A 25215-nucleotide genomic window follows, 5' to 3' on the forward strand; every position below is an offset into this window, starting at 1 on the left:
CGCAACATAGCAAAAACGGCCCAAAACCACTCCCACAATGGAAAACGGGCCCCAAATTTGAGGCCCGCCCACCTTTGGCAATGAATTGCCTGACTGTATCAGTTCGCGCCGCGCAGAACCGGATAGGTCTTCTTCTCGTTTGGCGTATCGTCTTCGCCCGGCTTGTTGCCTGCGTTGTCGCTACTGTACCAATATTCGTAGGCAAACAGCCCGTCTTCCCTGTTGGTCAGCGCCGTCATATAGTTGTTGATGCCCTGCGACAGCTGAAGACTGTAATCAAGCGAAACGGCTTCACCCGGATTGAACGGCGTGGTGCACTGCACGTTGCGGAACCACAGCATCCAGTCATCCGGCGCTTCGGTGCCCACCGCAGGGATGGATACAGGCGGTTCATTCAGGAACGGCATGATCGCCGACACAGTCGGATACTGCGACGTGGAATGGCACGACATGCAGCTTGAATTGGGGTTATCCACCGGACCGTTCAGGCGCCCGCCCCAACCAAGATGGCTTGGCGGCAGCTCTGGTTTGCCGTCCACCATACGCTGGTTGATCACGGTTTCCTTCAGTTCCGGATTGATGATGGTTTTGGTTGGCGTCGCATTGTTGGAGCTCATGCGGTAGTCCGGGTCATTGCCCCACATCATGCCAACCGGGATCATATTATCCCACTTATTGTCGTTGCCGAGCGTGCCGTTATAGACAAACGTACCGAACACCCAGCCGCCGGTATCGTCCGCCCGCGGGTCGCGCACCATAATATCCATCTGGATCAGGTTAACAGTGGTAACGGATTGGCATTCAGGCTGGTTCTGGTTGCACTGTTTGCCCGTATTGCCTGGGATATCGCCATTATAAATATAGGCATTCCAGCTGACGGGATCTTCAAGATAAGGCACTTCGTCTGCGCCCAGCGTTGTAAACAGCACCTTCCCCACGACAGTGCCAATGGGGAAGCCGTTCCCCGCCTTCATGTAGGAAAGGTCGGGATAAGCGGGTGTCGGCCACACCTGCCCAATGGTGTAACCACCGGGCTCGTTATAGAAACCCACGGCATAGGCATAGCTTGGCGTTACCTGTTCAGGCGCCAGCATCTGCTTCAGGATCGGGCCCTCTTTTGTCAGGCCATGGAAGCCTTCGCGGCCGTTCGGGCCATAATGCTGCCAGGGAATGTGATACCAGTTCCGGACCTTGTTATCTTCGAGATTGAAGCTGTTTTCGATATCGTTCGCGTGGGCATTGCCTTCAAATACATAATCGCGCACCGCCATGGCATAGGCATACCAGTCTTCCTTGAAGTCGATCTTCAAAATCTTCTGGATCGCCTTGTCTTTCTTCATGTTCGGCTTTTTGCGCGGATAGTCCTGGCTCAGCCTGAAAACACGGCCATCATACACGCCGGGCGACGGCATCCGACCAAAATCCGGGAACTGCTGCCCCAGCCGGTCCGGGACATTCAGCCCCTCATAGCGTTTCGCGGTTTTACCGTGGTCATCTGCCACGCTGGCACCAAGGGACGCCCCCAAAAGCGCCAGTGCGCCCATGCCCAGCCCCAAGCTTTTCCTGAAATTTTGCATCATGCTCCCCTTCTTCGCAAAATCGATACAACCTTTATAAATGACTAACACAATTTCTGATATTGATTTTTCGCCAATTAGTATCTCAAATGGTTGTAAATGCCATTTATGGGAGACGCCTTATGGACACCAACCGCCATTCGAAAACCGGTTCAGAACCAACCCTGAACTTGCCAGACCTGCCCGCTGTGCCCTGGTCCAAATTTGGCGGTGAAGCGCCCAAATTGCTCGCAAGCGAAGCCGGCACGCTGCCGTCCGCCGATGTGGTGGTCATCACCTGGGCGGAAGCCGAATGGGCCGCCATGCAGCAGGTGTTTGTGGAAAGCGGCACAGCCATGCCCTATAGCGCCAGGAATACCAGCAAGTGGGACGACTGGTACCGGTACGACTGGGACATGCCGTCGGGCACCTGGCCGCAATATTGGGATTATTGGGGCGAATACCGCCTGGTGGAGGTGCGCGGCAAAAAGGTGCTGCTGTTCAAGTCGAACACCCACCTGGACTGGCCGGGCCAGAGTTATCTGGAGCAGATGACCAGCCAGCTTCTCTCCGCCACGGGCGCATCGCTTCTGCTGTCCATCGGCACGGCGGGCGGCGCGGAACTTGAAGATCATGAAGGCACGGTGCGCGTGGTCACAAGCGGACAGATTTATGACCCGAAATACCCTACCGACCCATCGAAGTGGGCCACCTATTACTGTGACTGGAGCGCAAACGACAGCTTCATCGGCAAGGCCGATTTTACAGACAGTCTGTTCCCGATCCCGACAACGAAAAGCGACCTTGAAAGCCTGGCAGGCGCGTTCGAAGGCGGTAAATACAGCCTGGGCGAGCTGGACGCAAACGGCCTGTGTTTCGGTGATGACAAGGTGAAGGTGTATGACATGACACCGGACAAACAGTCCCTTGTCACCACAGCCACATTCGTCGTGGCCACAAACGCCACGGATTCGCCCTTCAAGGACAAGGCCTGCGTGGAAATGGACGATGCCATCCTTGGCAAGGTCTGCTTTGAGAAGGGCGCCAAATTCGGCTTCGTGAGAAACGTGTCCGATCCGGTCCAGAATGCGGCCCTGCCGGTGAGCGTGCAAGGTGACTGGGGCGGCGTGATCTACCGCACCTACGGCCTATACACCAGCTACAACGGCGCGCTGGTGGCCTGGGCCGCGATCTAAACCTCTTGTGCTAAATAAGCCGGAGCCTATGCCCCGGCTAGACCATTAGGGTTTCGCCGTGAACAGGTCGAACATCTGCTGGCAGGTCAGTTCTCGGGTCTGTTCCGCAAAGCTATAATAGTCGGGTTTGTCGTCGATGCAGACCTGCGCGATCATGGTGAAACCTGTCATGTCATCCACCAGTCCGGCGGCAATCCCGGTACTGCCGCTTTCCTTGATCCGGTAAAACAGGTTCGAGCCGCATTTGGCGCAGAAGCCACGTTCGCCCCATTCCGAAGAGCTGAAAACAGAGATATTTTCTTCGCCCTTGAACTGGACGCTGGTGCCGCATTCAATTTCCATAAAAGGGCCACTACCCCACTTGCGGCACATGCCGAAGTGGCACACACCACAATGCCGGGATGCCGTTTGTGCCGTGAAGCTTACAGCACCGCACAAGCATTTGCCGGATATATCAACTGCTTCTGTCATGATGCTCCCCCACCAGAATTCATACGCACACCATACAATAAAAAAGGCCGGGGAAAACCCGACCTTTTCAGAGATTATTTTCGCGGCTTTTAACCCTTGCGCTCGACCATCATTTTCTTGATCTCTGCAATCGCTTTCGCAGGGTTCAAGCCCTTCGGACATGCGTTCGCACAGTTCATGATGGTATGACAGCGATAAAGCCGGAACGGGTCCTCGAGGTGATCGAGGCGGTCGCCCGTTGCTTCGTCCCGGCTGTCGATCAGCCAGCGGTAAGCCTGCAGCAGAATAGCAGGGCCCAGATACTTGTCGCCGTTCCACCAATAGCTTGGGCAGGAGGTGGAGCAACAAGCACACAGGATACATTCATAAAGGCCATCGAGCTTCGCACGGTCTTCGTGAGACTGAAGGCGCTCTTTCTCAGGCGTTGTAGACTGTGTCTGCATCCATGGTTTGATCGAGGCGTATTGCGCATAGAAGTTGGAAAGGTCTGGTACTAGATCTTTCACCACTTCCTGGTGCGGCAGCGGCGTGATCGCCACATCGCCCTTGGCGTCTTCAATCGCGGTCGTGCACGCCAGACCGTTCTTGCCGTTGATGTTCATGGCGCAGGAGCCACAAACGCCCTCACGGCAGGACCGGCGGAACGTAACCGTGCTGTCCATCTCGTTCTTGATCTTGATCAGAGCGTCGAGAACCATCGGGCCGCAGTTGTCCATGTCCACTTCGAATGTGTCCATGCGCGGGTTTTCGCCATCATCCGGGTTCCAGCGGTACACGTGGAAAGCCCTAGTGTTGGTTGCCCCTTCCGCCTTGACGGTCTTACCCTTGCCAACGCGGGAGTTTTTGGGAAGTGAAAATTCAGCCATTTGTCGTCTCCCTTCCCTTAATAAACCCGAGCCTTAGGCTTGATATATTCGACTTCCTTGGTCAGCGTGTACTCATGTACAGGGCGTTCGCCCAGCTTGACCTTCTGGCCGTCGAACCAGCCTACGGTGTGTTTCATCCAGTTTTTGTCGTCACGGTCCGGATAGTCCTCATGCATGTGGGCACCACGGCTTTCTTTCCGTGCTGCGGCACCGTGCATGGTCAGGACAGCCTGGCCGATCAGGTTCTGCAGTTCCAGCGTCTCGATAAGATCACTGTTCCAGACGAGCGAACGGTCGTTCGTCTTCAGGTCATCAAAGCCGGACGCTACTTCGTCGATCAGCTTCACGCCTTCGTCCAATACTTCCTCTGTCCGGAACACTGCACAGTTGTTCTGCATCACGCGCTGCATCTTCAGGCGCATGTCAGCGGTTGGCGTGGAGCCGTTCGCGTAGCGCGCCCCGTCAAGGCGGCCAAGGGCCATTTCCTCATAACCCTTCGGCAGCGGTGCCTGGGTCGCACCCGGTTTGGAGATCTCAGCGATCCGGTGCGCGGTTGCGCGGCCGAACACGACAAGGTCGATAAGCGAGTTGGAACCAAGGCGGTTCGCACCGTGAACGGATACGCACGCAGCCTCACCCACTGCAAACAGGCCTGGCACAACAGCATCAGGATCGCTCTTGCTCGGGTTGATCACTTCACCATGATAGTTGGTTGGAATACCGCCCATGTTATAGTGCACGGTTGGGATGATCGGAATTGGTTCCTTCGTCACGTCCACGCCCGCAAATACCTTCGCGGATTCGGAAATACCTGGCAGGCGCTCTGCCAAGAGCGCTGGATCAAGGTGATCCAGGTGCAGGAACATATGGTCCTTGTTCGCGCCAACGCCGCGGCCTTCGCGGATCTCGTTCGAGATGGAGCGCGATACCACGTCACGGGATGCCAGGTCCTTGGCAGATGGCGCGTAACGCTCCATGAAGCGCTCGCCCTCACTGTTGATCAGGATACCGCCTTCACCCCTAGCACCTTCGGTGATCAGAACGCCCGCACCGTAAATACCGGTTGGGTGGAACTGAACGAACTCAAGGTCCTGCAACCCAATGCCCGCCCGAAGCGCCATGCCGCCACCGTCACCCGTGCAGGTGTGGGCGGATGTGCAGGAGAAGTAAGCCCGGCCGTAACCACCCGTTGCCAGCACCACAGACTGGCTGCGGAATGCGTGGATGGAGCCGTCTTCCATATTCATCGCGATCACGCCGCGACACTCACCATTTTCCATGATCAGGTCGATGGCGAAATATTCGATGTAGAAGTCGCTATCATACTTCAGCGACTGCTGGTAAAGGCCGTGCAGCATGGCGTGGCCTGTCCGGTCAGCGGCTGCGCAGGTGCGCTGTGCTGGCGGGCCTTCGCCGAATTCGGTGGTCATGCCGCCGAACGCGCGCTGGTAGATCTTGCCTTCTTCCGTCCGGCTGAACGGCACACCATAGTGCTCCAGCTCATAAACGGCAGCAGGTGCTTCGCGCACCATATATTCGATCGCGTCCTGGTCACCGAGCCAGTCGGAACCCTTCACGGTGTCATACATATGCCAGGTCCAGTGGTCTGGGCCCATGTTGCCGAGACTTGCCGCAATACCGCCCTGCGCCGCAACGGTGTGCGAGCGGGTCGGGAATACCTTGGTGATGCACGCCGTCTTCAGGCCCGCTTCCGCGAGGCCCATGGTCGCGCGGAGGCCGGAGCCACCAGCGCCGACAACAACGGCATCATAAGTGTGTGTTGTAATGGGATATGCGCCCGTCATGTTTTATCCCCCAAACGCTATACGAAGAACGGAGAAGATGCTGAGCGCCGCAATGAGCACACAGGCGAAGGTGATCAGGACCATGGTCGCAACCTTGGTGCCCTTGTCGTGCACATAGTCTTCAACAATCACCTGCAGCCCTAGGCGCATATGATATACGAAGTTTGCAACGAACAGGATCACCAGAACGGAGACCAGCGGCTGCTTCAGCCAGGCCACCCATTCGGCGTGCCCCTTGCCGGCATTGCCGACGAATGAGACAACCATGAAGATCACCAGCGGGATGTTGGCAAGCGCGGTCAGGCGCTGAACCCACCAGTGGTGCGTGCCGTCCTTGGCAGAACCAAGGCCATGCACTTTGGCAAGTGGTGTTTTCATATCAGTCATGGCTTACATCACCCCCATTACTTTGTAGGCGGCAACCCAGATCACGATTGTCATGATGATCGAGAACACAAAGGTCAGCCGGGCCGATGAGGTATTGGCCTTCAGCTCATAGAGCTTGCCAGCGTCCATGAACAGGTGGCGGATGCCGCCTGCCAGATGCTGCATCAGAGCGAAGGTGATGCCAAACAGGACGATACGCCCGATGATAGAGCCTGCATAGCCCTGTACTTGATCGAAATAGTCGTGCCCTGTCGCCATAGCCACCAGCCACCAGGTAAGGAGGATAGAGCCAAAAGCAAGCGCCACACCGGTTGCCCGGTTGATAATCGACGCTGCCATGTGCCATCCCCAGCGGTATACCTGCAGGTGGGGAGAGAGCGGGCGTTTCACTTGCGCCATGTATAAATCCCCTGACAAATTATTCTTCCGGAAAATAGGCCCGGCAGAATGAACTTCGTTGGCCTCGCACGTGCCGGATGCTGCAGTGCGAAAGAATCAGGCATTGTTTTTAACGCCCCAGCCCCCGGTTTCGCAAGGAAGGAATTGGAGGAAAAGGGACATTTTTCCTGTTTCACGGCAATAAATAGGGTAACCCGCGCCCACGTCCAGCGCTGTCATCACCATCAGTGCGGAAGTTGAATGTAAAAAATGCCAAACCAGTTTTCTCCCACAAAGGCTTGTAGAAGACATCGCCCCTTGCTAACGTATAGGTGTAAAAAATACACCTATATCACTTTTATTGGGGGAAAACGTGATTTCATCTTCAAGTCTGATCAGGGCATGGTCCGCCATAGCCATCGCCTGCCTCGCCGCTACCGGCATGTGCATGGCCTCGCCAGCACACGCCAAGACATCGATAGAAACATTCGCTGCACTCCCGGACTTCTCTGGCGCCAAATTATCGCCTGGTGGCGGGTCTGTTGCCTACAGCATCCAATATGAAGGCCGCAAGGCCGTGATCTATCAGAATCTAGATGGCTCGGATCGTGGCCTTATTCCTGCACCCAAAGATTCCGAGATATCAAGTTTCTATTGGGCGAACGACCAGGTGTTGCTGGTAAAGGTAGGTGGCCTGGTGCGTCGGAGCGAGTTTCGCGACCAAACTTTCAACACCCGAATCTTTTCCTTTGATCGGGAGACCCAAAAATTCCTCTGGCTTGGCAAGCCGAAACGAAGCCTGATGGCCACCAAGTCTGGAAACGATCATGTATCCGTGCATGAGCGACTTGTCGATTTCCTATGGGAAGACCCGGACAATATCCTGATGGCGATGGATTTCGACCTCAACGGCGAAAGCGAAGTCTACAGGGTTAACGTAAGATCGGGCAGCCGAAGGCCCGTCAGGCGCGAACGCAATAATATACACAGCTGGTATGCTGACCATAATTCGGAAATCAGGCTTGGCATCGGTTTCCGGTCTGATGAATGGTTTACCATCTACAAGACCGAGAAGGATGGCTGGATCAACCTGGACAAGACAGACTGGGGCAAGAAATATGATTTCGAGGGCTTCTCACCAGACCCCCAGATCATTTATGTCAGTGGCCAGACAGACAGCGGCACCAAAGGCCTGTTTTCCATTGATGTGAAAACCGGCGAAATTGTCGAAAAGCTCTTCTCGCACCCGGAATATGATATTTCCGGTGTCACCGAGCACCCCATTACTGGCCATGTATCCGGCGTGGCCTATGTCGACGACCACTACAGGATCAACTATTTCGACAAGGATCTTGCGCTGATCAAACGCAGCATTGACAAAGTCCTGCCAGACACCATCAACTATATTGCCGGTCAGGCCAAAGAGAAGCGCCTGTATCTTATCTACAGCGCCTCTGACACCGTTCCCGGTGCTTATTATCTGTTTGACCGCGACCAGGGGCAATTGCACTTTATCACCAGCGCTTACCCCAATATCGACGTCGCCAAATCTGCGACAACGCGTCGGGTCGATATTCCTGTCCGGGATGGCAGCACCATTCCCGCTTATCTGACCATCCCACACGACACCGATACGCCAAGGAATATGCCAACAGTGGTGCTTCCACATGGCGGCCCGCACGCCCGTGACACGGCAGACTGGGACTATTGGGCCCAGTTCCTCGCAGACCGGGGCTATCTGGTCGTCAAGCCGAACTTCCGTGGTTCAACTGGCTTTGGGCAAGCTTTCCAGGAAGCCGGCGAAAACCAATGGGGAGGCCTGATGCAGGATGACGTCACAGATGCCACGCACTGGATCGTGGCAAAAGGATATGCTGATCCGAACCGCATCTGCATTGTGGGGGCATCCTACGGCGGCTATGCGTCACTCATGGGCGCAATCAAGGAGCCGGACCTGTATCAATGCGCAATATCCGTGAACGGCGTAACGGACATCCCAGCCATGAAAGCAAATGACCGCAACTTTATCGGCGGCAAGACCTGGGGCAAAAAATGGGGCCTCGAAGGCAGGAGAGACGAAGACATTTCACCCTATGATCGCGCCGAAGAAATCAACACACCTGTCCTGATCATGGCATCTCGGGATGACCGCCGGGTTCCCTATGACCAGTCGGCAAAAATGCATGACCGACTGGAAACACTGGGAAAGGAAACGCGGTATGTGAAAATCGAAAGCGGGGATCACTACATGTTGACTGCAGCATCAAGGGGAACCCTGCTGTCGGAGACCGAAAAATTCCTGAAAGCGCATATCGGCGGCGATTAAGTGTCTGACGGACATAAATATTACTTCAATCCGTTGCCGACAGCAAAAAAGGCCGCTATAGCTAACCTTTGGTTTATCAATGGTCTTTGGGGGACTTCATGAAAATCTTTTCGCGCCGCCTGTTAGGTGGCTTCGCGGCAATGGTGCTGTGCTGCTTTGTCGGCACCGCACAAGCGCAGCAGTCTTCTGTCGCGGAAACAGCTGAAAAATTTGCCAAACTGCCTGTTTACGATCAGCTGCAAATGTCGCCAAACGGTGCCTTTATCGCCTACCTTACGCCTTACCAGGGTCGCAAGGTTCTGATGATCCAGCACCGGCTTGGCGGCAGCAAAGTTGCCATTCCCTTTTACAAGAAGGCTGACATTTCCTGGTTTCGCTGGGCCAGCGACAGCTTTCTGATCATGGGCTATGCCCAGACGCAGATCGACCGCCGCTACGTTCGGTCAAAAAAGGAAAAATACATGCTGGCCGCAGTCCGTCGCGACGGCGAGAATTTTCATGTTCTGAAAGAAAGCGGTTTTGGCTTCTATGATCTTCTGCCGGATGATCCAAATCATATCCTGGCACCGTTTGATGGTGATGTCGTAAAGTTTGACCTTGCAACAGGCGACTATCGGGTGGTCCAGCATTCCCTCATGGACATCTATGCCTGGCAAGTGGACCAGCAGGCCGAACCCAGATACGGCATCGCTGAGAAGGACGGGGACATCATCCCCTATTACCGAATGCCGGACGGGGAATGGACTAACGTCTCAGGCCATGACTGGACAAACAAAGGCTTTGGCATCCTGGGCTTTTATGAAGACCCACAATTTGCCTTTGGGCGCGGACCCAGCCAACATGGCACACTCGGGCTTTTCAAGATCGATATGGTTTCGGGGCAGGTTCTGGAAGAAATCTTCTCTCATCCGAAAGTGGATATCGATGACCTGGTTTACGCACCCCATTCTCAGGCCCCTGTGGGCGTGTCCTATACGCTTGACCGTCGGGAAGTTCATTACTGGGACGATTACTTCCGCAAGTTCCATGCCTTCATCAACCGCATGATCCCCGACCGAACCAATGTCATTCTGGACAAAGCGGAAAATAAGAAAGCCTATCTGATCCTGTCAAAGAGCGACCAGGAGCCCGGCGTCTATTACTATTTTGACCTGGAAGCCAAGAAGTTAAGCCAGATCGCGGCAAAACGTCCAGGCATGGACCCTACAGCCCTTGCCGCAGTGAAACCTGTCACTTTCAAAGCGCAGGACGGCCTGGAAATCCCAGGTTATCTCACGTTACCGCCAGGCGCGGAGCCCAAAAACCTTCCCATGGTCATCCTGCCTCATGGCGGGCCAAGCTCCCGCAGTGACGCTGACTATCACTATATTGTACAGGCGATTGCTGCACGCGGGTTCGCGGTCTATCAACCGAACTTCCGGGGATCAACCGGCTATGGTCCGGCTTTCCGCCGTAAAGGCGACAACCAGTGGGGCGGCGATATGCAGCGCGATGTGACCGATGCCACCCATTGGCTGATTGACGAGGGCATCGCTGATCCGAACCGTATCTGTATCCTCGGGCTTTCCTATGGTGGCTATGCTGCCCTGATGGGAGCCGCGCAAAACCCTGATCTCTACAAGTGTGCTGTCAGCGGCAACGGCGTGGCCGACCTGCCCTTCTTCGCCGGCGACAAGAAATACGGTTACACTAATGGCGACGAATGGGCCGAGGACATGGAACCGAAAGAGGGTGACATTGAGGATGTCTCGCCGAAGCATCTGGCTGAAAAATTCAAGGCAGCGGTTCTGCTGGTGCACGCCAAGGATGATGCACGGGTCAACATCAACCAATCCTCGCGCATGTACGATGCTTTAAGAAGCGAGAAAAAAGATGTTGAATTCGTGAAAATTGACCAGGGAACCCATTGGTTGGTGACAGAGGAAAGCCGCCTGGAATTCCTGCAGGCATCCTTGTCTTTCCTGGAAAAGCACCTGAATACACGCGTGGCCGCCAACTAGGCGCGGCCCACCTATCCCGTGATGGCTTCGGCCACAGAGACTATCCGGCGATGGCTTCGGCCACAGAGACTATCCAGCGATGGCTTCGGCCACAGAGACTATCCAGCGATGGCTTCGGCCACAGAGACTATCCAGCGATGGCTTCGGCCATCGCCACCATGCGCCGCGCCTCTTCAAGGTGCAGCTCTTCAACCATCCGGCCATCAAGCACTGCAACCCCCTTGCCTTCTGCCTTGGCTTCCTCAAACGCTGCCAGCATACGCCGCGCGAGCGTGAGCTCCTCTTCGCTCGGGGCGAAAATCCTGTTCGCCACATCAACCTGCGCGGGGTGGATGAGCGTTTTGCCGTCGAAGCCCATTTCCTTGGCCTGACCGCATTCGAACGCAAAGCCTTCCTCATCGCTGAAATTACCGTAGACACTGTCCAAAATCGTCAGGCCGTTCGCCCGCGCATGCAAAAGCGCAAGGCCAAGTGCTGTGATCACCGGCAGGCGGTCACGTGTGTGCTTGGCGCGCAGGTCCTTCACCAGGTCGTTTGCGCCCACAATCCACGTGGTTAGCCGGTCACTGGCGCCAGCTATCTCGCCAGCGTTCAGGAAGCCTTTTGGCGTCTCGATCATGGCCCAGATTTCCATGTCCGGGTTGGCAGCGTGCCAGGTGATTTCTTCCTCTACCCGGTGGATGGCATCCGGGCTTTCCACCTTCGGGATCAGGATGGCGAATGGATGGTTTGGCACCACGGCCTTCAGGTCGTCGCGCCACCAGTCGGTATCCAGCCCATTGATCCGCACCACAAGATCACGCCCACCATAGTCACCGGACGCCACAGCGGCTGCGGCCTGCATGCGCGCCTCCGCCTTTGCTGTCGGCGCCACTGCGTCCTCCAGATCAAAGATCAAGCCGTCAGCGGGCAGGCTTTTGGCTTTCTCCAGTGCGCGGGCGTTCGAGGCCGGCATGAAAAGTATGCTTCTGCGGGGGCGGGCATTTGCCATGTCATGGTCTCCAGATACAAAAGGCCCGGCATGATACCACACCGGGCCCGTTGGTCAGCTTGTTACCAACCGCAGGTGCGGTTCGCGTTCTGCTCGTCCAGCCAAGCCTTCAGCGGCTCGAAGTAGGCGATGATAGCCTCGCCGCTCATCTCGCGGCTGCCGGTGAAGGCTTCAAGCGCCTCCGGCCAAGGCTTGGATGCACCCATTTCCATCATGGCGTTGAACTTCTTGCCCACTTCCTTGTTGCCATAGATCGAGCATTCGTGCAGCGGCCCTGTCCAGCCTGCCTGGTCGCAGGCGGCCTTGTAGAACTGGAACTGCAGGATGCGGGCAAGGAAATAACGCATGTAAGGCGTGTTGCCCGGAATATGGTATTTCGCACCTGGGTCAAACGCGTCTGCCGGGCGATCGTTCGGGGCCTTGAGGCCCTGGTATTCCTCGCGCAGCTTCCACCAGACGTCGTTATACTGGTCTGGACCGACCTCGCCGGAGAAGACCTGCCAGCGCCATTTGTCCACCATCAGGCCGAACGGTAGGAAAGCAACCTTGTCAAGCGCCTGGCGCATCAGGGCCGGCACAGGATCGCTGCTTTCAGGCACTTCATCAATCAGGCCGATCTGCTTCAGGTAATCCGGCGTCATAGAGAGGGCAACCATATCGCCAATGGCTTCATGGAAGCCGTCGTTGGCGCCGTTCATATGCAGCGGGTCCTGCTTGTTGTAGGCGCGCTGGTAGAAATTATGGCCGAGCTCATGGTGTACGGTCACGAAGTCTTCCGCATTCACCTTGGTGCACATCTTGATGCGCACGTCTTCCTTGCCGTCAACATTCCAGGCAGAGGCGTGGCACTGCACCTCGCGGTCAGCGGGTTTCACGAACAGCGACCGGTCCCAGAAAGTGTCCGGCAGCGGGTCGAAACCAAGCGACGTGAAGAAGCCTTCAGCCTTTTCAACCATCTTGATGGCGTCATAGCCATTGTCTTTCAGAAGGCTGGTCACATCGATGCTGGCGTCAGAACCCGCGCCCTGCTGAACCACATCATTGATGTTGCCCCATTCCTGTGCCCACATGTTGCCCAGAAGATGCGCCGGGATCGGCCCCGTGTCAGAGACAACCCGGTCGCCATAAAAGTCAGACAGCTTCGACCGCACATGGCAGTGCAGCGCGTCATAAAGCGGCTTCACCTCACCCCACAGGCCGTCAACCATGGTGGCGAACTCATCCGGGTCCATATCGTAGCCAGACCGCCACATGGCGCCCACGTCCTTGTAGCCAAGCTCGCGTGCGCCCTCATTGGCGATATCCACCATACGGGCATAGTCGTCTTTCATCGGCTTCGAAATCTTGTGCCAGCCGTCCCACGCGGCAAGAAGGCGCTCGGGCGTGCGGTCAGACGCGATAATGTCGGAAACCGCACCAAGCGACAGCGTTTCGCCTTCCATCTCGACCTTGCCGGTCGCATAAGTGGCATCAAGGTTCGCCTTGATCTTGGCAAGCTCAGCCGTCTTCGCCGCATCATCCGGCGCGGGCAAAGTGAGTGCGCCCTTCAGGATATTCATCTTGCGGCGCAGTTCAGCGGGCAGCTCCAGGTCCTGGAAACGCTTGGTCTCGTTCGCAAGCTTAACACCCAGAAGCGTAAACTCTTCGTCTGCTTCAGCCACGATGGCGCTTGTGTCTACGGTAACAAAGTTGGCCTGCACCCAAGCCTTGCGTTCAAGGCTCGTGCCTGCCTCAAAAAGCTGCTTTTCCGCGTCCGCCATGAAGGCAGCCGCTTCTTCCACCGTTGGCGCTTTCGTCTCCTCGACAGATGTGTCGTTGCAAGCTGCCAACCCGAACGCCATCGCCGTTACCATCGCGACGGTCGAAATTCCTGATTTAAACTGTGACATGATATCCCCTTTCATGGCCCTGTCGGCGTCCCCACGCCAATAGGCCTTATCGGTCTGGCAAATCGCCAGTTGGAAGTCAACACGATTGGATCCAATCACTGACGATTCATTAACCATCTTGCCGCTATGATCAAAGCGCTACAGGTGCCTGCTTTAAGGAGGGTTGTTTTCGCATAAAGTGCCTAGCCACCTGGATGGGGGTCTGTTGGACATGACATGACCAAAAAGGCAGAAAAATCAATGCAGCCCGCAGGGGCAACCCTACTGGACAAGATCGCCATTCTGTCCGGCAAGGCCTATTTTGCGGCCCTCACCAAGCTCCTGTGCGAAGACCTTGGCGCAGACATCGCCTATGTCGGCCTCCTGTCCGACGACCGCAAAAGCATGCAAACCATCTCCCTCTATTGGGACGGCGGCCATATGGATGACCAGAACTGGCCGGTAGACGACACCCCCTGCTTTGAAGCCGTCAATCAGGATTTCTGCCTTCACAGGTCCGCAGTGCGGGACCGCTACCCCGCTGACAGTTTCCTGAAGAATGAGCAGATTGAAGCCTTTGTCGGGGTGCCGCTTCTGGACGAACAGAGCAAACCGATTGGCGCACTGGTGGCAATGAGCCGGATGGCACTGGAAGACGAGCGACTGGCCGAAGGTTTGCGCGCCGCGCAAAGCCGTACGCAGGTAGAGCTCAGGCACCATAAAACTATGGACACAATGCGTGAGACACTGAGCCAGGCGCTGCTTCTCAATTATTCCAAATCCATGTTCATGGCCAACATCACCCATGAGCTCAGGACACCGCTGGGGGCCATCCTTGGATACGCTTCGCTGATCCGTGACCGCCAGGTTGAAGGCCCGCAGATCGAAGAATATGCCGCTGAAATCTGCGCCTCCGGTGAAGGATTGCTGGCACTCATAGGCGACATCATGTCGCTCGCCATGCTCGAAATCTCTGACGAGACGGCAAAATCGGAAAAGTTTGACCTGACCGACCTTTCGCGCACTGGCAAGCGGATGATCCAGCATCAGGCGGCGCAGAAGCACTTGAAAGTGGTGGCTACCACGCGCACCGACCCGCTTTATGTCAAAGGCGATGCCGGCCACACCAAGAAAGCCCTGATGAACATGCTTACGAACGCTGTGAAATACACCAGCATCGGGCACGTAGCGATGGAAGTGGCCCAGCGCGAAGACGGCAGCGCGGTTTTGAGCGTGATCGATACCGGCATCGGCATGTCTGACGATGTGCTGACAAAAGCCTGCGAGCCGCTGACCAACTTCAAGAACGCCTATGACATGCATCAGGAAGGCTCAGGCCTTGGCCTGCCCACTACCATGGTATTGATGGACCGGCAGGGCGCGCGCCTGGAGATTGAAAGCGAGCTCGGCAAAGGCACCAAGGCCCATCTGGTATTCCCGCCCGAGCTGGTGGTTGAGGACAACGAAGGCTATATCTAAGCCCAGAAAACAAAAATGCCGGAGCGGATGCCCCGGCATTCGAACTTCTCGGTTCCCCGAAGGACCGCTTAGTCAGCCTTCAGAATGCCCTGATTGAGAAGCGATTCCGCGATCTGGACTGCGTTCAAAGCCGCGCCCTTCCGAAGGTTATCGGAAACCACCCAGATATTCAGGCCGTGCTTCACCGTCTTGTCTTCGCGGATACGGCTGATAAATGTGGCGAAATCACCCACGCATTCAACCGGCGTGATGTAACCGCCATCTTCCTGCTTGTCGATCACCAGGCAACCGGGTGCTTCGCGCAGAATAGCGCGCGCCTGCTTTTCCGTGATCTCTTTCTTGAATTCGATGTTGATCGATTCCGCGTGGCCCACAAACACCGGCACGCGCACGGCCGTTGCCGTCAGCTTGATGTCCGGATCCAGCATCTTGTGGGTTTCGGCCACCATCTTCCATTCTTCTTTCGTGTAACCGTCATCCATGAAGACATCGATGTGCGGGATCACGTTGAAGGCGATCTGCTTGGTGAAATTCTCCGGCTTGATCGGGTCATTCACGAAAATCGCACGGGTCTGGCTGAAGAGCTCATCCATCGCGGCGTTACCGGCACCCGATACGGACTGGTAGGTGGAAACCACCACGCGTTTGATCACCGCCGCGTCATGCAGCGGCTTCAGGGCCACAAGCATCTGCGCGGTCGAACAGTTCGGGTTGGCGATGATATTCTTCTTGATCTTCTTCAGGTGATGCGGGTTCACCTCCGGCACCACCAGCGGCACGTCCGGGTCCATGCGGTAGAAGCTTGAGTTGTCGATGACCATCGCACCCGCGTCGGCAGCCTTCGGGCCATATTCCTTCGATACACCGGAACCGGCAGCGAACAGCGCGATATCAACGCCCTTGAAATCGAATGTATCAAGCGCCTGGATCGTCAGTTCCTTATCGCCATAGTCCACCTTCTGGCCCATGGATTTTCGGGACGCGATGGCAATAATTTCTGTGGCAGGAAACTCCCGCTCATTCAGAATATTCAGCATCTCACGACCGACGTTACCGGTCGCACCAACTACAGCGACACGAAAACCCATGTTCTTACTCCTTGTGGGTCAAAAATTCGGGGATGGTTTCACACGTTCCCCGGTCAAAAAGCAAACGCTATTCGTTTGCGCAAATGGTTAGTATTTCTAGCGTTTCAAGATGAATCAGCCAAGCGCTGCCAATATGGCGTCGCCCATGCCAGTGGTGCCCACGCGCTCAAAACCTTCAGCCCAGATATCGCCCGTGCGCGCGCTATCGAGCGCCTTGGACACCGCAGCCTCTACCGCGTCAGCCGCGTCACCCATATCAAGCGAATAGCGAAGCGCCATGGCTAAACTGAGGATCGCCGCGATCGGGTTGGCAATGCCCTGCCCCGCGATATCGGGGGCGGAGCCGTGCACCGGCTCATAGAGGCCCGGCCCGCCGGAACCAAGGCTGGCGGAAGGCAGCATGCCCAGCGACCCCGTCAGCATCGCTGCCGCGTCACTGAGCAGGTCACCGAACAGATTGTCTGTCAGGATCACGTCGAACTGCTTCGGGTTTTTCACCAACTGCATGGCGCAGTTATCCGCCAGGATATGCTCAAGCTGGACATCAGAATATTCCGCCGCGTGAAGCTTGGTCACTTCCTCGCGCCACAACAGGCCCGATTCCATCACATTGGCTTTTTCAGCCGAATGCACCTTGTTGCCGCGCTTGCGGGCCATTTCAAACGCAACGCGCGCGATGCGGATGATCTCAGCGTCCGTATAGCGCTGGGTATTGATGCCCACGCGCCCGCCGCCCGGCAAGTCTTCAATGCCGCGTGGTTCACCGAAATAGACACCGCCCGCCAACTCGCGCACGAACAGGATATCAAGCCCGGCGACATATTCGCGCTTCAGGCTTGAAGCATCCGCCAGCGCATCAAAGCACATGGCTGGCCTGAGGTTTGCGAACAGGTCGAGTTCCTTACGTATCCGTAACAAGCCAGCTTCCGGGCGCTTGTCATAGTCTGTCTTGCCGTCCCACTGCGGCCCGCCCACGCAGCCCATCACGATAGCATCAGACGCTTTCGCTCGCGCCAGGGTCTCATCCGTTAGTGGATGGCCAAACTCTTCATAAGAGCAACCACCGATCAGGCCTTCGCTCACGTCAAAGGACACACCATAGGCACCCTCAATCCAGGTCATCACGCGTTTCACTTCCGCCATGATTTCAGGGCCAATACCGTCACCGGGCAGGAGCATTACTTTATGCGTCGTGGTCATAGTCGAACTCTCAATTTGTCTCAGCCGCGGAACAGCCACGGGGTCATGATTTTTTGCTTGTCTTCATAAGACTTGATCGTGCCTTGGGCTTGCAGCGTCTGGCCAATCTCATCAAGCCCGTTAAGCAGCATTTCCTTATGCGCCGGATTGAAATCAAACTCATACTTGGCGTTCTGGCATGTCACCGTCTGGTCATTCAGGTTCACATGAATCTCATGCCCGGCCTCAGCCGCCAGCACCAGTGCGTCCACCTCTTCCTGCTTCAGGGCGACCGTGAGGATGCCGTTCTTCACGCAGTTGCCCGCGAAAATGTCTGCAAACGATGGCGCGATGATACAGCGGTAACCCAGCTCGGCGATTGCCCAGGGGGCATGCTCACGGCTTGACCCGCAGCCGAAGTTGTCGCCCGCGATCAGGATCTTCGCGCCCTTGTAGCGCTCCCCGTCGAACACATTGTCCGGGATCAGCTTGCCGTCCACGTCATAGCGCACGGTCTCGAACGCATGCTCGCCAAAGCCAGTGCGTTTGATCGACTTCAGGTGCTTCGCCGGAATGATGATATCGGTGTCCACATTCACGCGCGGGAAGGGCGTGGCGATGGAGGTGACGCTGATGAATTTTTCCATGGGTCTTCTTCTCGCTTAAAAGTCACGCACGTCGACAAAGTGGCCGGCGATGGCCGCTGCTGCCGCCATGGCGGGGCTCACCAGATGCGTGCGCGCACCGGGGCCCTGGCGGCCCACGAAGTTGCGGTTCGATGTGGACGCCACATGCTCGCCCGGGCCTGCCTTGTCCGGGTTCATGGCAAGGCACATGCTGCAGCCCGGGTCGCGCCACTCGAAGCCCGCGTCGGTGAATATCTTGTCGAGGCCCTCTTCTTCCGCCTGCAGTTTCACAAGACCTGAGCCCGGCACGATCATCGCCTCAATGATATTGTCCGCCACCTTGCGGCCCTTGATGACGCTGGCGGCCTCGCGCATATCCTCGATCCGGCTGTTGGTGCAGCTGCCGATAAACACGCGGTCAATTTTGAAGCCTGTCATCGGCGTGCCGGCCGCGTATCCCATATAATCCAGCGCCTTCTCGACCGCCTCGCGTTTGGCCGGGTCCTTGAAGTCATCCGGGCTTGGGACATTCGCGGTTACCGGCACCACGTCCTCAGGGCTGGTGCCCCAGGTCACAAGTGGCACGATGGCGCTGCCGTCGATTACGATCTCTTTGTCGAAATGGGCGCCCTCATCGGACTTCAGCGACTTCCAATAATTCACCGCCGCGTCCCACTGCCCGCCTTTTGGCGCATAGGGGCGGCCCTTCAGATAGTTGAAGGTCTTCTCATCCGGCGCCACAAGCCCTGCGCGCGCGCCCGCCTCGATGGACATGTTACAGAGCGTCATTCGCCCTTCCATCGAAAGCGCCTCGATCACCGGGCCCGCATACTCGATCACATGCGCTGTACCGCCGCCGGTGCCGATGGCGCCGATGATGGCCATGGTCACATCCTTGGCGGAACAGCCCTTCGGCAGCTCGCCCGTCACTGTCACGCGCATGTTCTTGGATTTCTTCAGCTCAAGCGTCTGGGTTGCCAGCACATGTTCAACCTCCGACGTCCCGATCCCGAACGCGAGCGCGCCAAAAGCCCCGTGGGTGGAGGTGTGGCTGTCGCCGCACACCAGCGTCACGCCTGGCTGGGTAAAGCCCTGCTCGGGGCCCACCACATGCACGATGCCCTGCCGGTCATCCGTCATATCGATATAATCAAGGCCGAATTCCTTGGCGTTCTGTTCAAGCGCCGTCAGTTGCGCTGCGGACATCGGGTCAGGGTTCGGCTGGTCGCGGTCTTTTGTCGGCACGTTATGGTCCGGCACCGCGATGATGCTGTCCACACGGTGGACCGGGCGCCCGGCCGCACGAAGGCCATCGAACGCCTGCGGGCTGGTCACTTCATGCACAAGATGCCGGTCGATATATAGAAGGGCCACACCATTGCCGCGGTCTTCCACAACATGATGGTCCCAAATCTTGTCGTACATCGTACGTGGCATCGTTTTTGGCATCGTCAACTCCAGTCAGCATCCGCCGGTGAAAGAACCCTTCGCGCGCAAAGCCTTTTCAGCCATCGGCGCCAGTAAGTTCAGACCGGCCAAAATGAAAAACGGGGGCAAGACCCGCGTCCCGCCCCCGTTCTTTATATCCACCCTCAGCGCTTCGCAACAAATAATAAGCGAAGCGCCGAAAGTTTGAAATATTATTTCGCGTTCTTGCCGCGATTGAAGTCTTTCTTCTCGGCGATACGAGCAGACTTACCAGTACGGCCACGCAGGTAGTAGAGCTTCGCACGACGTACTTTACCGCGACGAACAACAGTGATGCTGTCAACAACTGGGCCATAGAGCGGGAATACACGCTCAACGCCTTCGCCGTAAGAAATCTTACGTACGGTGAAGTTGGAGTTCACACCTTTGTTGGAACGGGCGATACACACGCCTTCATAAGCCTGGATACGCTCACGCTCGCCTTCGCGAACCTTCACGTTAACACGCAGGGTGTCACCAGCACCGAATGCAGGGATTTCTTTGCCTTCGGTCAGCTTTTCAATCTGCTCTTGCTCGAGCTTCTGAATAATGTTCATCGGTCTTCAACCTTTTTTCTTGTTTGCCTGCTCATAGGTCGACCAGAGATCCGGCCGGCGTAAACGGGTCAACTCTTCTGCTTTTTCACGGCGCCACTGGGCGACGCGTTTGTGGTGCCCACTTGTGAGCACCTCGGGAATTTCCCGACCTTCCCAGACCGCTGGCCTGGTGTATTGCGGATACTCAAGTAACCCGCTTTCGAAGCTCTCTTCGTCGAGCGTCTCGGTCTTGCCCATGATACCCGGCAGCAAACGAACCACCGCATCCAGCATCACAAGCGCCGCGGGCTCACCACCCGAGAGGATAAAATCCCCAACGCTCACTTCTTCCACGCCCCGGGCTTCAAGAACGCGTTCATCAACGCCTTCGAAGCGACCACACAGTAGCGTGACACCCCCTGCTTCCTGCCAGCGCTTCGCTTCGGATTGATCGAAGCGTTTGCCGCGTGGGCTCATGTAAACCAGGGGCCATTCAGGCTTGGCATCCGCGCGTGCAGCATCGATTGCCTTGCCCAAAATATCGGCGCGCATCACCATCCCCGGGCCACCGCCCGCGGGGGTATCGTCCACCGAGCGGTGCTTATCGCTCGAAAAATCGCGGATGTCCAGCGTTTTTAGCGCCCACCGGCCCTCATCAAGGCCTTTTCCTGCGAGCGACTGCCCAAGGCACCCCGGGAACATGTCCGGGAAGATGGTCAGTATCTGTGCGGTGAAAAGCGGGTCCATTATTTGCCCCCCTTTTCAGCGTCATCCGAATCGCGTTCGCTGACCTGGGTTTTGACCCAGTCATCAAACAGGATTTCCACATAGCCCGCCTTCACATCCACCACCGGCACAAAGGCCTTGCGGAACGGGATGAAGGCGTGGCGGCCAAGACCCTTGAGCGGGGTCACAAGCACCAGTTCCAGCAGGTCTTCCGCGCCAAAGTTTTCAACCGCGCGCACAAGCCCAACCACATCGCCCGACGGATCACGCGCCTCAAGGCCAATGAGGTCTGCCAGATAGAACTCGTCTTCATCCTCGGCCTGCAGCGCATCGCGGGGGACATATATCTTGGTGCCTTTCAGCGCCTGCGCATCCTCGCGGTTCATAACGCCCTCAACCCGCACAATGAAGCCGTCTTTTGCTTCGCGCAGCAGCTTGAGCTTGAGGGCAGGGCCGCCCGCGCCTTTATGAAGGGCGGGATATGAAAACAGGGCTTGAGGCACATCGGTGAAAGACTTCAGGCGCACGTCGCCCCTTACCCCGTGTGAGCCCGCAAAGGCACCAACAGAGATCCAGCCGTCTTCCACGCCGCGCTGGCGGCGTTCTTCCGATGCGTTTGTCATGTCTATCGTCCTGACAACAAAAGTCAGCCGCGTGTCTATGTGGCATGGGGACGCGAGTCAAGAAATAGAAGCCTTGCCCACGCCTCCGGCTACTGCTCCGTGCCGTAGCCGTCGGCGCTATAGTCGCTCCTGAAATCAGGCTTGATGGCAAGCGCCTTGAGGAACTGCGCCTGCGCTTCTTCAAGCTGCCCCATGCGGCTGTAGGCGAAAGCGAGGCTGTCATAGACCTGCGGCGCACTTGGGAATGTGGCTTCAAGCGCCCGGAAAACATCAAGCGCCTGATCCCATTCCTTGTCAGCCAACAGCGACATACCAAGCTCATTCAGCGTGCGGCCGATGAACTGGCCATAGCCCGCTTCATCATAAATATCCCTGAAGCGTTCGCTGAAGGCCTGCGGCCCGAGCTTCTGATACTGGCGATAGGCAAAGACATGCGGCGGCAGCGTGACGGGCGCATGGCTGCCTTCGCGGATAACAGAAAGCACCCGGCCAGAGATCAGCTCTGCTACCAGGTTATCTGTGTTGGCCAGCACCACAATCTGATAGTCGCTCCCAAAGTCCAGCTCGACAGCTGTGCTGAGGCCCGCGCCACCACCGAAAGAGGCCCAATGGTCCCGCGCGCCACCGAAATAGCTTTTGAAGGCATCGCCTTTGCGCGACAGCAACTTGTCCGAATAAAACAGCCCCCGAAAGAAGGTGAGCACGTCACCCGCCGTCGCTTCAATGCCGCCATCCGGGCCGTGATGTTCCGTCACACCAACAAAGGCCTGTTCGCCCGCATAATTGAAGCTGTAGCGCAGGGACTGGCCAGGGTGGCCAGGTGCGTAAGGATAGACCGAATTTTTCAAGGAGAGCGGCTTAAAGATATTGTCGTGCAAAAGCACTTCAAAGCGCTTGCCTGTCACCTTCTGAAGCACGGCCCCAAGAACGGTATAGCCATAATTGGAATAACGGCTATCGCTGCCTGGATCGAACAGGAGCGGCGCGGTGCGCAGAAGCTCAAGCCGTTTCTCGATCGTGTCGAAAGCCAGCTGATTTTCCCTATATGCAGCGGTGAAGATATCCGGAAAGCCAGACCGGTGGTGCAGTAACTGGCTGATGGTGATACCCGCGGCCCGTGGGTCCGCAAATCCAAGGTCAAACTGGTCGAGTGTATCATCCAGGCTAAGCCTGCCCTTTTCCACCTGCTGCAGCACCAGCACAGCAGTGAAGTGCTTCATGATGGAGCCAAGGTTGAAGCGGGTCTGCAGGCTGTTGGGCACGTTCGCTTCCCGGTTTGCAAGGCCATAGGCGCGTTCAAACACAGGCGTGCCCGAGTGTGCCAGCACCACTACACCGTTGAACCAGCCAAGATCGGCATAGGCATCGGCGATTTCATCAACCTTGCTGGCAAGCTGCACTTGCGTGATTTCCGCGCTGCCTTCGGCAGCTTCAGCCGCAGCGAAGACACCCGCCACCGCCATGGACACTAGCATCGCTGCCGTCATCACCATCAGACCAAGTCTTTTCATACACCACCTTCGCAATTAGCCGTTTAAATTAGGGTATAGTCATAAAAAACAGCGCGCGAAACTTTTCGAAAATCGAAGTGACTAAAGCTCAATAAAAAACGGCGTGCAGGTTGCCCGGCACGCCGTCTTCTATTCGCAAGTAGCAGTTAAGCTTACTCAGCAGCAGCTTCTTCTGCGGCAGCTTCTTCAGCTGGAGCTTCTTCTGCAGGTGCTTCAGCAGCAGCCTTTGCAGCTTCTTCAGCTTCCTTCGCAGCTTCAGCAGCAGCTTCAGCTTTGGCTTTTTTCTCTTCGATCAGGTCGAGAGCTTTCTGGCCAGGCTTCGCTTTGTTCGGGTTGTTGCGAACTTTCTTTTCAAGAACGCCAGCAGCTTCCAGGAAGCGAGCAACACGGTCAGAAGGCTTCGCGCCTTTGCCCATCCACTCTTTAACGCGGTCCATGTCGATGTTCACACGGTTCTCGTCGTCTTTTGCGAGCATTGGGTTGTAGGTGCCAACTTTTTCGATGAATTTACCATCGCGAGCGGAGCGGCTGTCAGCCACAACGATGCGGTAGTAAGGACGTTTCTTCGCGCCACCACGGGCCAGACGAATTGCAAGTGCCATTTTATTTTCCTTTCAGATTCCCCGCCAACTGTGGCCGGGGAGTATTCTCAAGTTTCAGTGCGTTCTTGTTTAAGAGAACAGTTTGTCAAATCCTGGTGGAAGGCCACCGGGCATACCGCCGCCCATTCCACCTGGCATCATTGGCATCCGGCCCTTTTTGCCCATAGCGGACATCTTCTTCATCATTTTGGCCATCTGCATATGCATTTTCAGGAGCTTGTTAACCTCTGGCACGCTGGTGCCTGACCCCGCCGCGATCCGCTTCTTGCGGCTGGCGTTGATCATTTTTGGTTGTTTGCGCTCCTTCTGCGTCATGGAAGAAATGATCGCTTCCTGACGCTTGAATACCTTGTCGTCCATGCCTGCATTCATGGCGCCCTTCAGCTTGCCCATACCGGGCAGCATGCCAAGCACACCTTTCATGCCGCCCATCTTCGCCATTTGCTGAAGCTGGGTGCGCAGGTCATCAAGGTCGAATTCGCCTTTGGCCATTTTCTTGGCCATTTTTTCAGCGTCTTCTTTTTCAATGGTTTCGGCGGCCTTTTCCACGAGGCTGACAACGTCGCCCATGCCGAGGATCCGGCTTGCCACACGCTCGGGATGGAAATCCTCCAGCGCGTCCATCTTTTCACCGGTACCCGCAAGCTTGATCGGCTTGCCGGTAACAGCCCGCATGGAAAGCGCCGCACCGCCACGCCCGTCACCATCCATACGCGTGAGCGCCACGCCGGTAATCCCGACCTGCGCATCAAATTCTTTCGCCACATTGACGGCGTCCTGGCCCGTCAGGCTGTCTGCCACCAGAAGCGTTTCAAGCGGCATCGCTGTGTTGCGAACGGCGACAACCTCAGCCATCAGGCTCTGGTCGATATGCAGGCGGCCCGCAGTATCGAGCATGACAACGTCATAGCCCTGCAGCTTGGCGGCATCCATGGCGCGGCGGGTGATATCCACCGGCATCTGGCCCTCAATGATCGGCAGCGTCTTGACGCCGATCTGCTCGCCCAAAATCTTCAGCTGCTCTTGCGCGGCCGGGCGGCGTACGTCGAGGGACGCCATGAGAACCTTCTTGTTCTCTTTTTCCGTCAGGCGCTTCGCGATCTTCGCGGTCGTCGTGGTTTTACCGGAACCCTGCAGGCCCACCATCAGGATCGCCACCGGCGGCACACCCGCCGTGTTGATCGCGCTAGTCTCACTGCCGAGCATGGCGACCAGTTCGTCATTGACGATCTTGACAACCTGCTGGCCTGGCGTGACCGACTTCAGCACCTGCTGGCCAATAGCCTTTTCTTTCACGCGGGAGACGAAATCCTTGACGACCGGCAGCGCAACATCGGCCTCCAGAAGTGCCACACGCACTTCCCGGAGCGCCTCAGAGACGTCCGATTCCTTCAGCGCACCACGGCGCTTCAGGCCATCAAAAATACCACTCAGCCGGTCAGACAGGCTATCAAACATATGCAAAACCACCTTTGCAACGGTTCATAATTCACTTTTCCCAACAAAGACTTAGCCAAATGACTATCGCACCAGT

The 25215-nt window shown here is 56.7% G+C and carries 22 protein-coding genes; 4 read left to right on the forward strand and 18 right to left on the reverse strand.

Annotation, left to right across the window (positions count from 1 at the left end):
• Positions 1–98: 98 nt before the first annotated feature.
• The gene (locus tag KORM41_RS06435) at positions 99–1577 is read right to left on the reverse strand and encodes a hypothetical protein (protein WP_068146311.1); all 1479 of its coding nucleotides are present in this window, start codon (positions 1575–1577) and stop codon (positions 99–101) included.
• 122 nt (positions 1578–1699) lie between these two features.
• Between KORM41_RS06435 and KORM41_RS06440 the strand changes: the two genes are divergently transcribed.
• Complete coding sequence (locus KORM41_RS06440) at positions 1700–2752, forward strand: hypothetical protein (protein WP_068146315.1); 1053 nt, start codon at positions 1700–1702, stop codon at positions 2750–2752.
• Positions 2753–2797: 45 nt separating this feature from the next.
• Here KORM41_RS06440 and KORM41_RS06445 read toward each other — a convergent pair whose 3' ends face one another.
• From KORM41_RS06445 to sdhC, 5 genes are all read right to left on the reverse strand, one after another.
• The gene (locus KORM41_RS06445; RefSeq protein WP_068146317.1) at positions 2798–3223 is read right to left on the reverse strand and encodes a GFA family protein; all 426 of its coding nucleotides are present in this window, start codon (positions 3221–3223) and stop codon (positions 2798–2800) included.
• Between the two features lie 89 nt (positions 3224–3312).
• A complete protein-coding gene (locus tag KORM41_RS06450) occupies positions 3313–4089 on the reverse strand; it encodes a succinate dehydrogenase iron-sulfur subunit (protein ID WP_068146319.1) in 777 nt (258 codons plus the stop codon).
• A 17-nt stretch (positions 4090–4106) separates the two neighbouring features.
• Entirely contained in the window at positions 4107–5894 is a 1788-nt protein-coding gene (gene sdhA, locus KORM41_RS06455) for a succinate dehydrogenase flavoprotein subunit (RefSeq protein WP_068146325.1), read from the reverse strand.
• Positions 5895–5897: 3 nt separating this feature from the next.
• Positions 5898–6281: a succinate dehydrogenase, hydrophobic membrane anchor protein gene (gene sdhD, locus KORM41_RS06460; protein WP_068146328.1), complete on the reverse strand. Its 384-nt coding sequence runs from the start codon at positions 6279–6281 to the stop codon at positions 5898–5900.
• Positions 6282–6284: 3 nt separating this feature from the next.
• The gene (gene sdhC, locus KORM41_RS06465) at positions 6285–6680 is read right to left on the reverse strand and encodes a succinate dehydrogenase, cytochrome b556 subunit (protein ID WP_068146331.1); all 396 of its coding nucleotides are present in this window, start codon (positions 6678–6680) and stop codon (positions 6285–6287) included.
• Between the two features lie 352 nt (positions 6681–7032).
• Here sdhC and KORM41_RS06470 point away from each other — a divergent pair, with 352 nt between their 5' ends.
• Together KORM41_RS06470 and KORM41_RS06475 are read left to right on the forward strand one after the other, a co-directional pair.
• The gene (locus KORM41_RS06470) at positions 7033–8985 is read left to right on the forward strand and encodes a S9 family peptidase (protein WP_068146335.1); all 1953 of its coding nucleotides are present in this window, start codon (positions 7033–7035) and stop codon (positions 8983–8985) included.
• A gap of 98 nt (positions 8986–9083) precedes the next feature.
• Positions 9084–10985 (forward strand): alpha/beta hydrolase family protein, encoded by a 1902-nt coding sequence (locus KORM41_RS06475; RefSeq protein WP_068146338.1) that lies wholly within the window; start codon positions 9084–9086, stop codon positions 10983–10985.
• A 127-nt stretch (positions 10986–11112) separates the two neighbouring features.
• Here KORM41_RS06475 and KORM41_RS06480 read toward each other — a convergent pair whose 3' ends face one another.
• The gene (locus tag KORM41_RS06480; RefSeq protein WP_068146341.1) at positions 11113–11976 is read right to left on the reverse strand and encodes an HpcH/HpaI aldolase/citrate lyase family protein; all 864 of its coding nucleotides are present in this window, start codon (positions 11974–11976) and stop codon (positions 11113–11115) included.
• A 62-nt stretch (positions 11977–12038) separates the two neighbouring features.
• Positions 12039–13865, reverse strand: a complete 1827-nt coding sequence (locus KORM41_RS06485) for a M2 family metallopeptidase (protein WP_068146689.1) — start codon at positions 13863–13865, stop codon at positions 12039–12041.
• Between the two features lie 216 nt (positions 13866–14081).
• Between KORM41_RS06485 and KORM41_RS06490 the strand changes: the two genes are divergently transcribed.
• Positions 14082–15323 (forward strand): sensor histidine kinase, encoded by a 1242-nt coding sequence (locus KORM41_RS06490; RefSeq protein ID WP_068146343.1) that lies wholly within the window; start codon positions 14082–14084, stop codon positions 15321–15323.
• A 68-nt stretch (positions 15324–15391) separates the two neighbouring features.
• Here the strand turns inward: KORM41_RS06490 and KORM41_RS06495 are convergent, their stop codons facing one another.
• From KORM41_RS06495 to ffh, 10 genes are all read right to left on the reverse strand, one after another.
• On the reverse strand, positions 15392–16411 hold the full coding sequence (locus KORM41_RS06495; RefSeq protein ID WP_068146348.1) for an aspartate-semialdehyde dehydrogenase: 1020 nt from the start codon (positions 16409–16411) through the stop codon (positions 15392–15394).
• A gap of 114 nt (positions 16412–16525) precedes the next feature.
• Entirely contained in the window at positions 16526–17611 is a 1086-nt protein-coding gene (leuB, locus tag KORM41_RS06500; RefSeq protein WP_068146351.1) for a 3-isopropylmalate dehydrogenase, read from the reverse strand.
• Between the two features lie 20 nt (positions 17612–17631).
• Positions 17632–18237, reverse strand: coding sequence for a 3-isopropylmalate dehydratase small subunit (leuD, locus tag KORM41_RS06505; RefSeq protein WP_068146354.1), 606 nt, complete (start codon positions 18235–18237; stop codon positions 17632–17634).
• A 15-nt stretch (positions 18238–18252) separates the two neighbouring features.
• Entirely contained in the window at positions 18253–19665 is a 1413-nt protein-coding gene (gene leuC, locus KORM41_RS06510; RefSeq protein ID WP_068146356.1) for a 3-isopropylmalate dehydratase large subunit, read from the reverse strand.
• A 191-nt stretch (positions 19666–19856) separates the two neighbouring features.
• The gene (gene rplS / locus KORM41_RS06515; RefSeq protein WP_068146362.1) at positions 19857–20240 is read right to left on the reverse strand and encodes a 50S ribosomal protein L19; all 384 of its coding nucleotides are present in this window, start codon (positions 20238–20240) and stop codon (positions 19857–19859) included.
• 6 nt (positions 20241–20246) lie between these two features.
• Positions 20247–20966, reverse strand: a complete 720-nt coding sequence (gene trmD / locus KORM41_RS06520; RefSeq protein WP_068146365.1) for a tRNA (guanosine(37)-N1)-methyltransferase TrmD — start codon at positions 20964–20966, stop codon at positions 20247–20249.
• Positions 20966–21568, reverse strand: a complete 603-nt coding sequence (gene rimM / locus KORM41_RS06525) for a ribosome maturation factor RimM (RefSeq protein ID WP_068146367.1) — start codon at positions 21566–21568, stop codon at positions 20966–20968. The genes trmD and rimM overlap by 1 nt, the downstream gene beginning before the upstream one ends.
• Before the next feature lie 89 nt (positions 21569–21657).
• The gene (locus KORM41_RS06530; RefSeq protein WP_068146369.1) at positions 21658–23079 is read right to left on the reverse strand and encodes a serine hydrolase; all 1422 of its coding nucleotides are present in this window, start codon (positions 23077–23079) and stop codon (positions 21658–21660) included.
• 152 nt (positions 23080–23231) lie between these two features.
• Positions 23232–23681 (reverse strand): 30S ribosomal protein S16, encoded by a 450-nt coding sequence (gene rpsP, locus KORM41_RS22475; protein WP_068146371.1) that lies wholly within the window; start codon positions 23679–23681, stop codon positions 23232–23234.
• A 69-nt stretch (positions 23682–23750) separates the two neighbouring features.
• Positions 23751–25139, reverse strand: a complete 1389-nt coding sequence (gene ffh, locus KORM41_RS06540; protein WP_068146693.1) for a signal recognition particle protein — start codon at positions 25137–25139, stop codon at positions 23751–23753.
• Positions 25140–25215: the final 76 nt, after the last annotated feature.

The organism is Kordiimonas lipolytica (assembly GCF_001550065.1).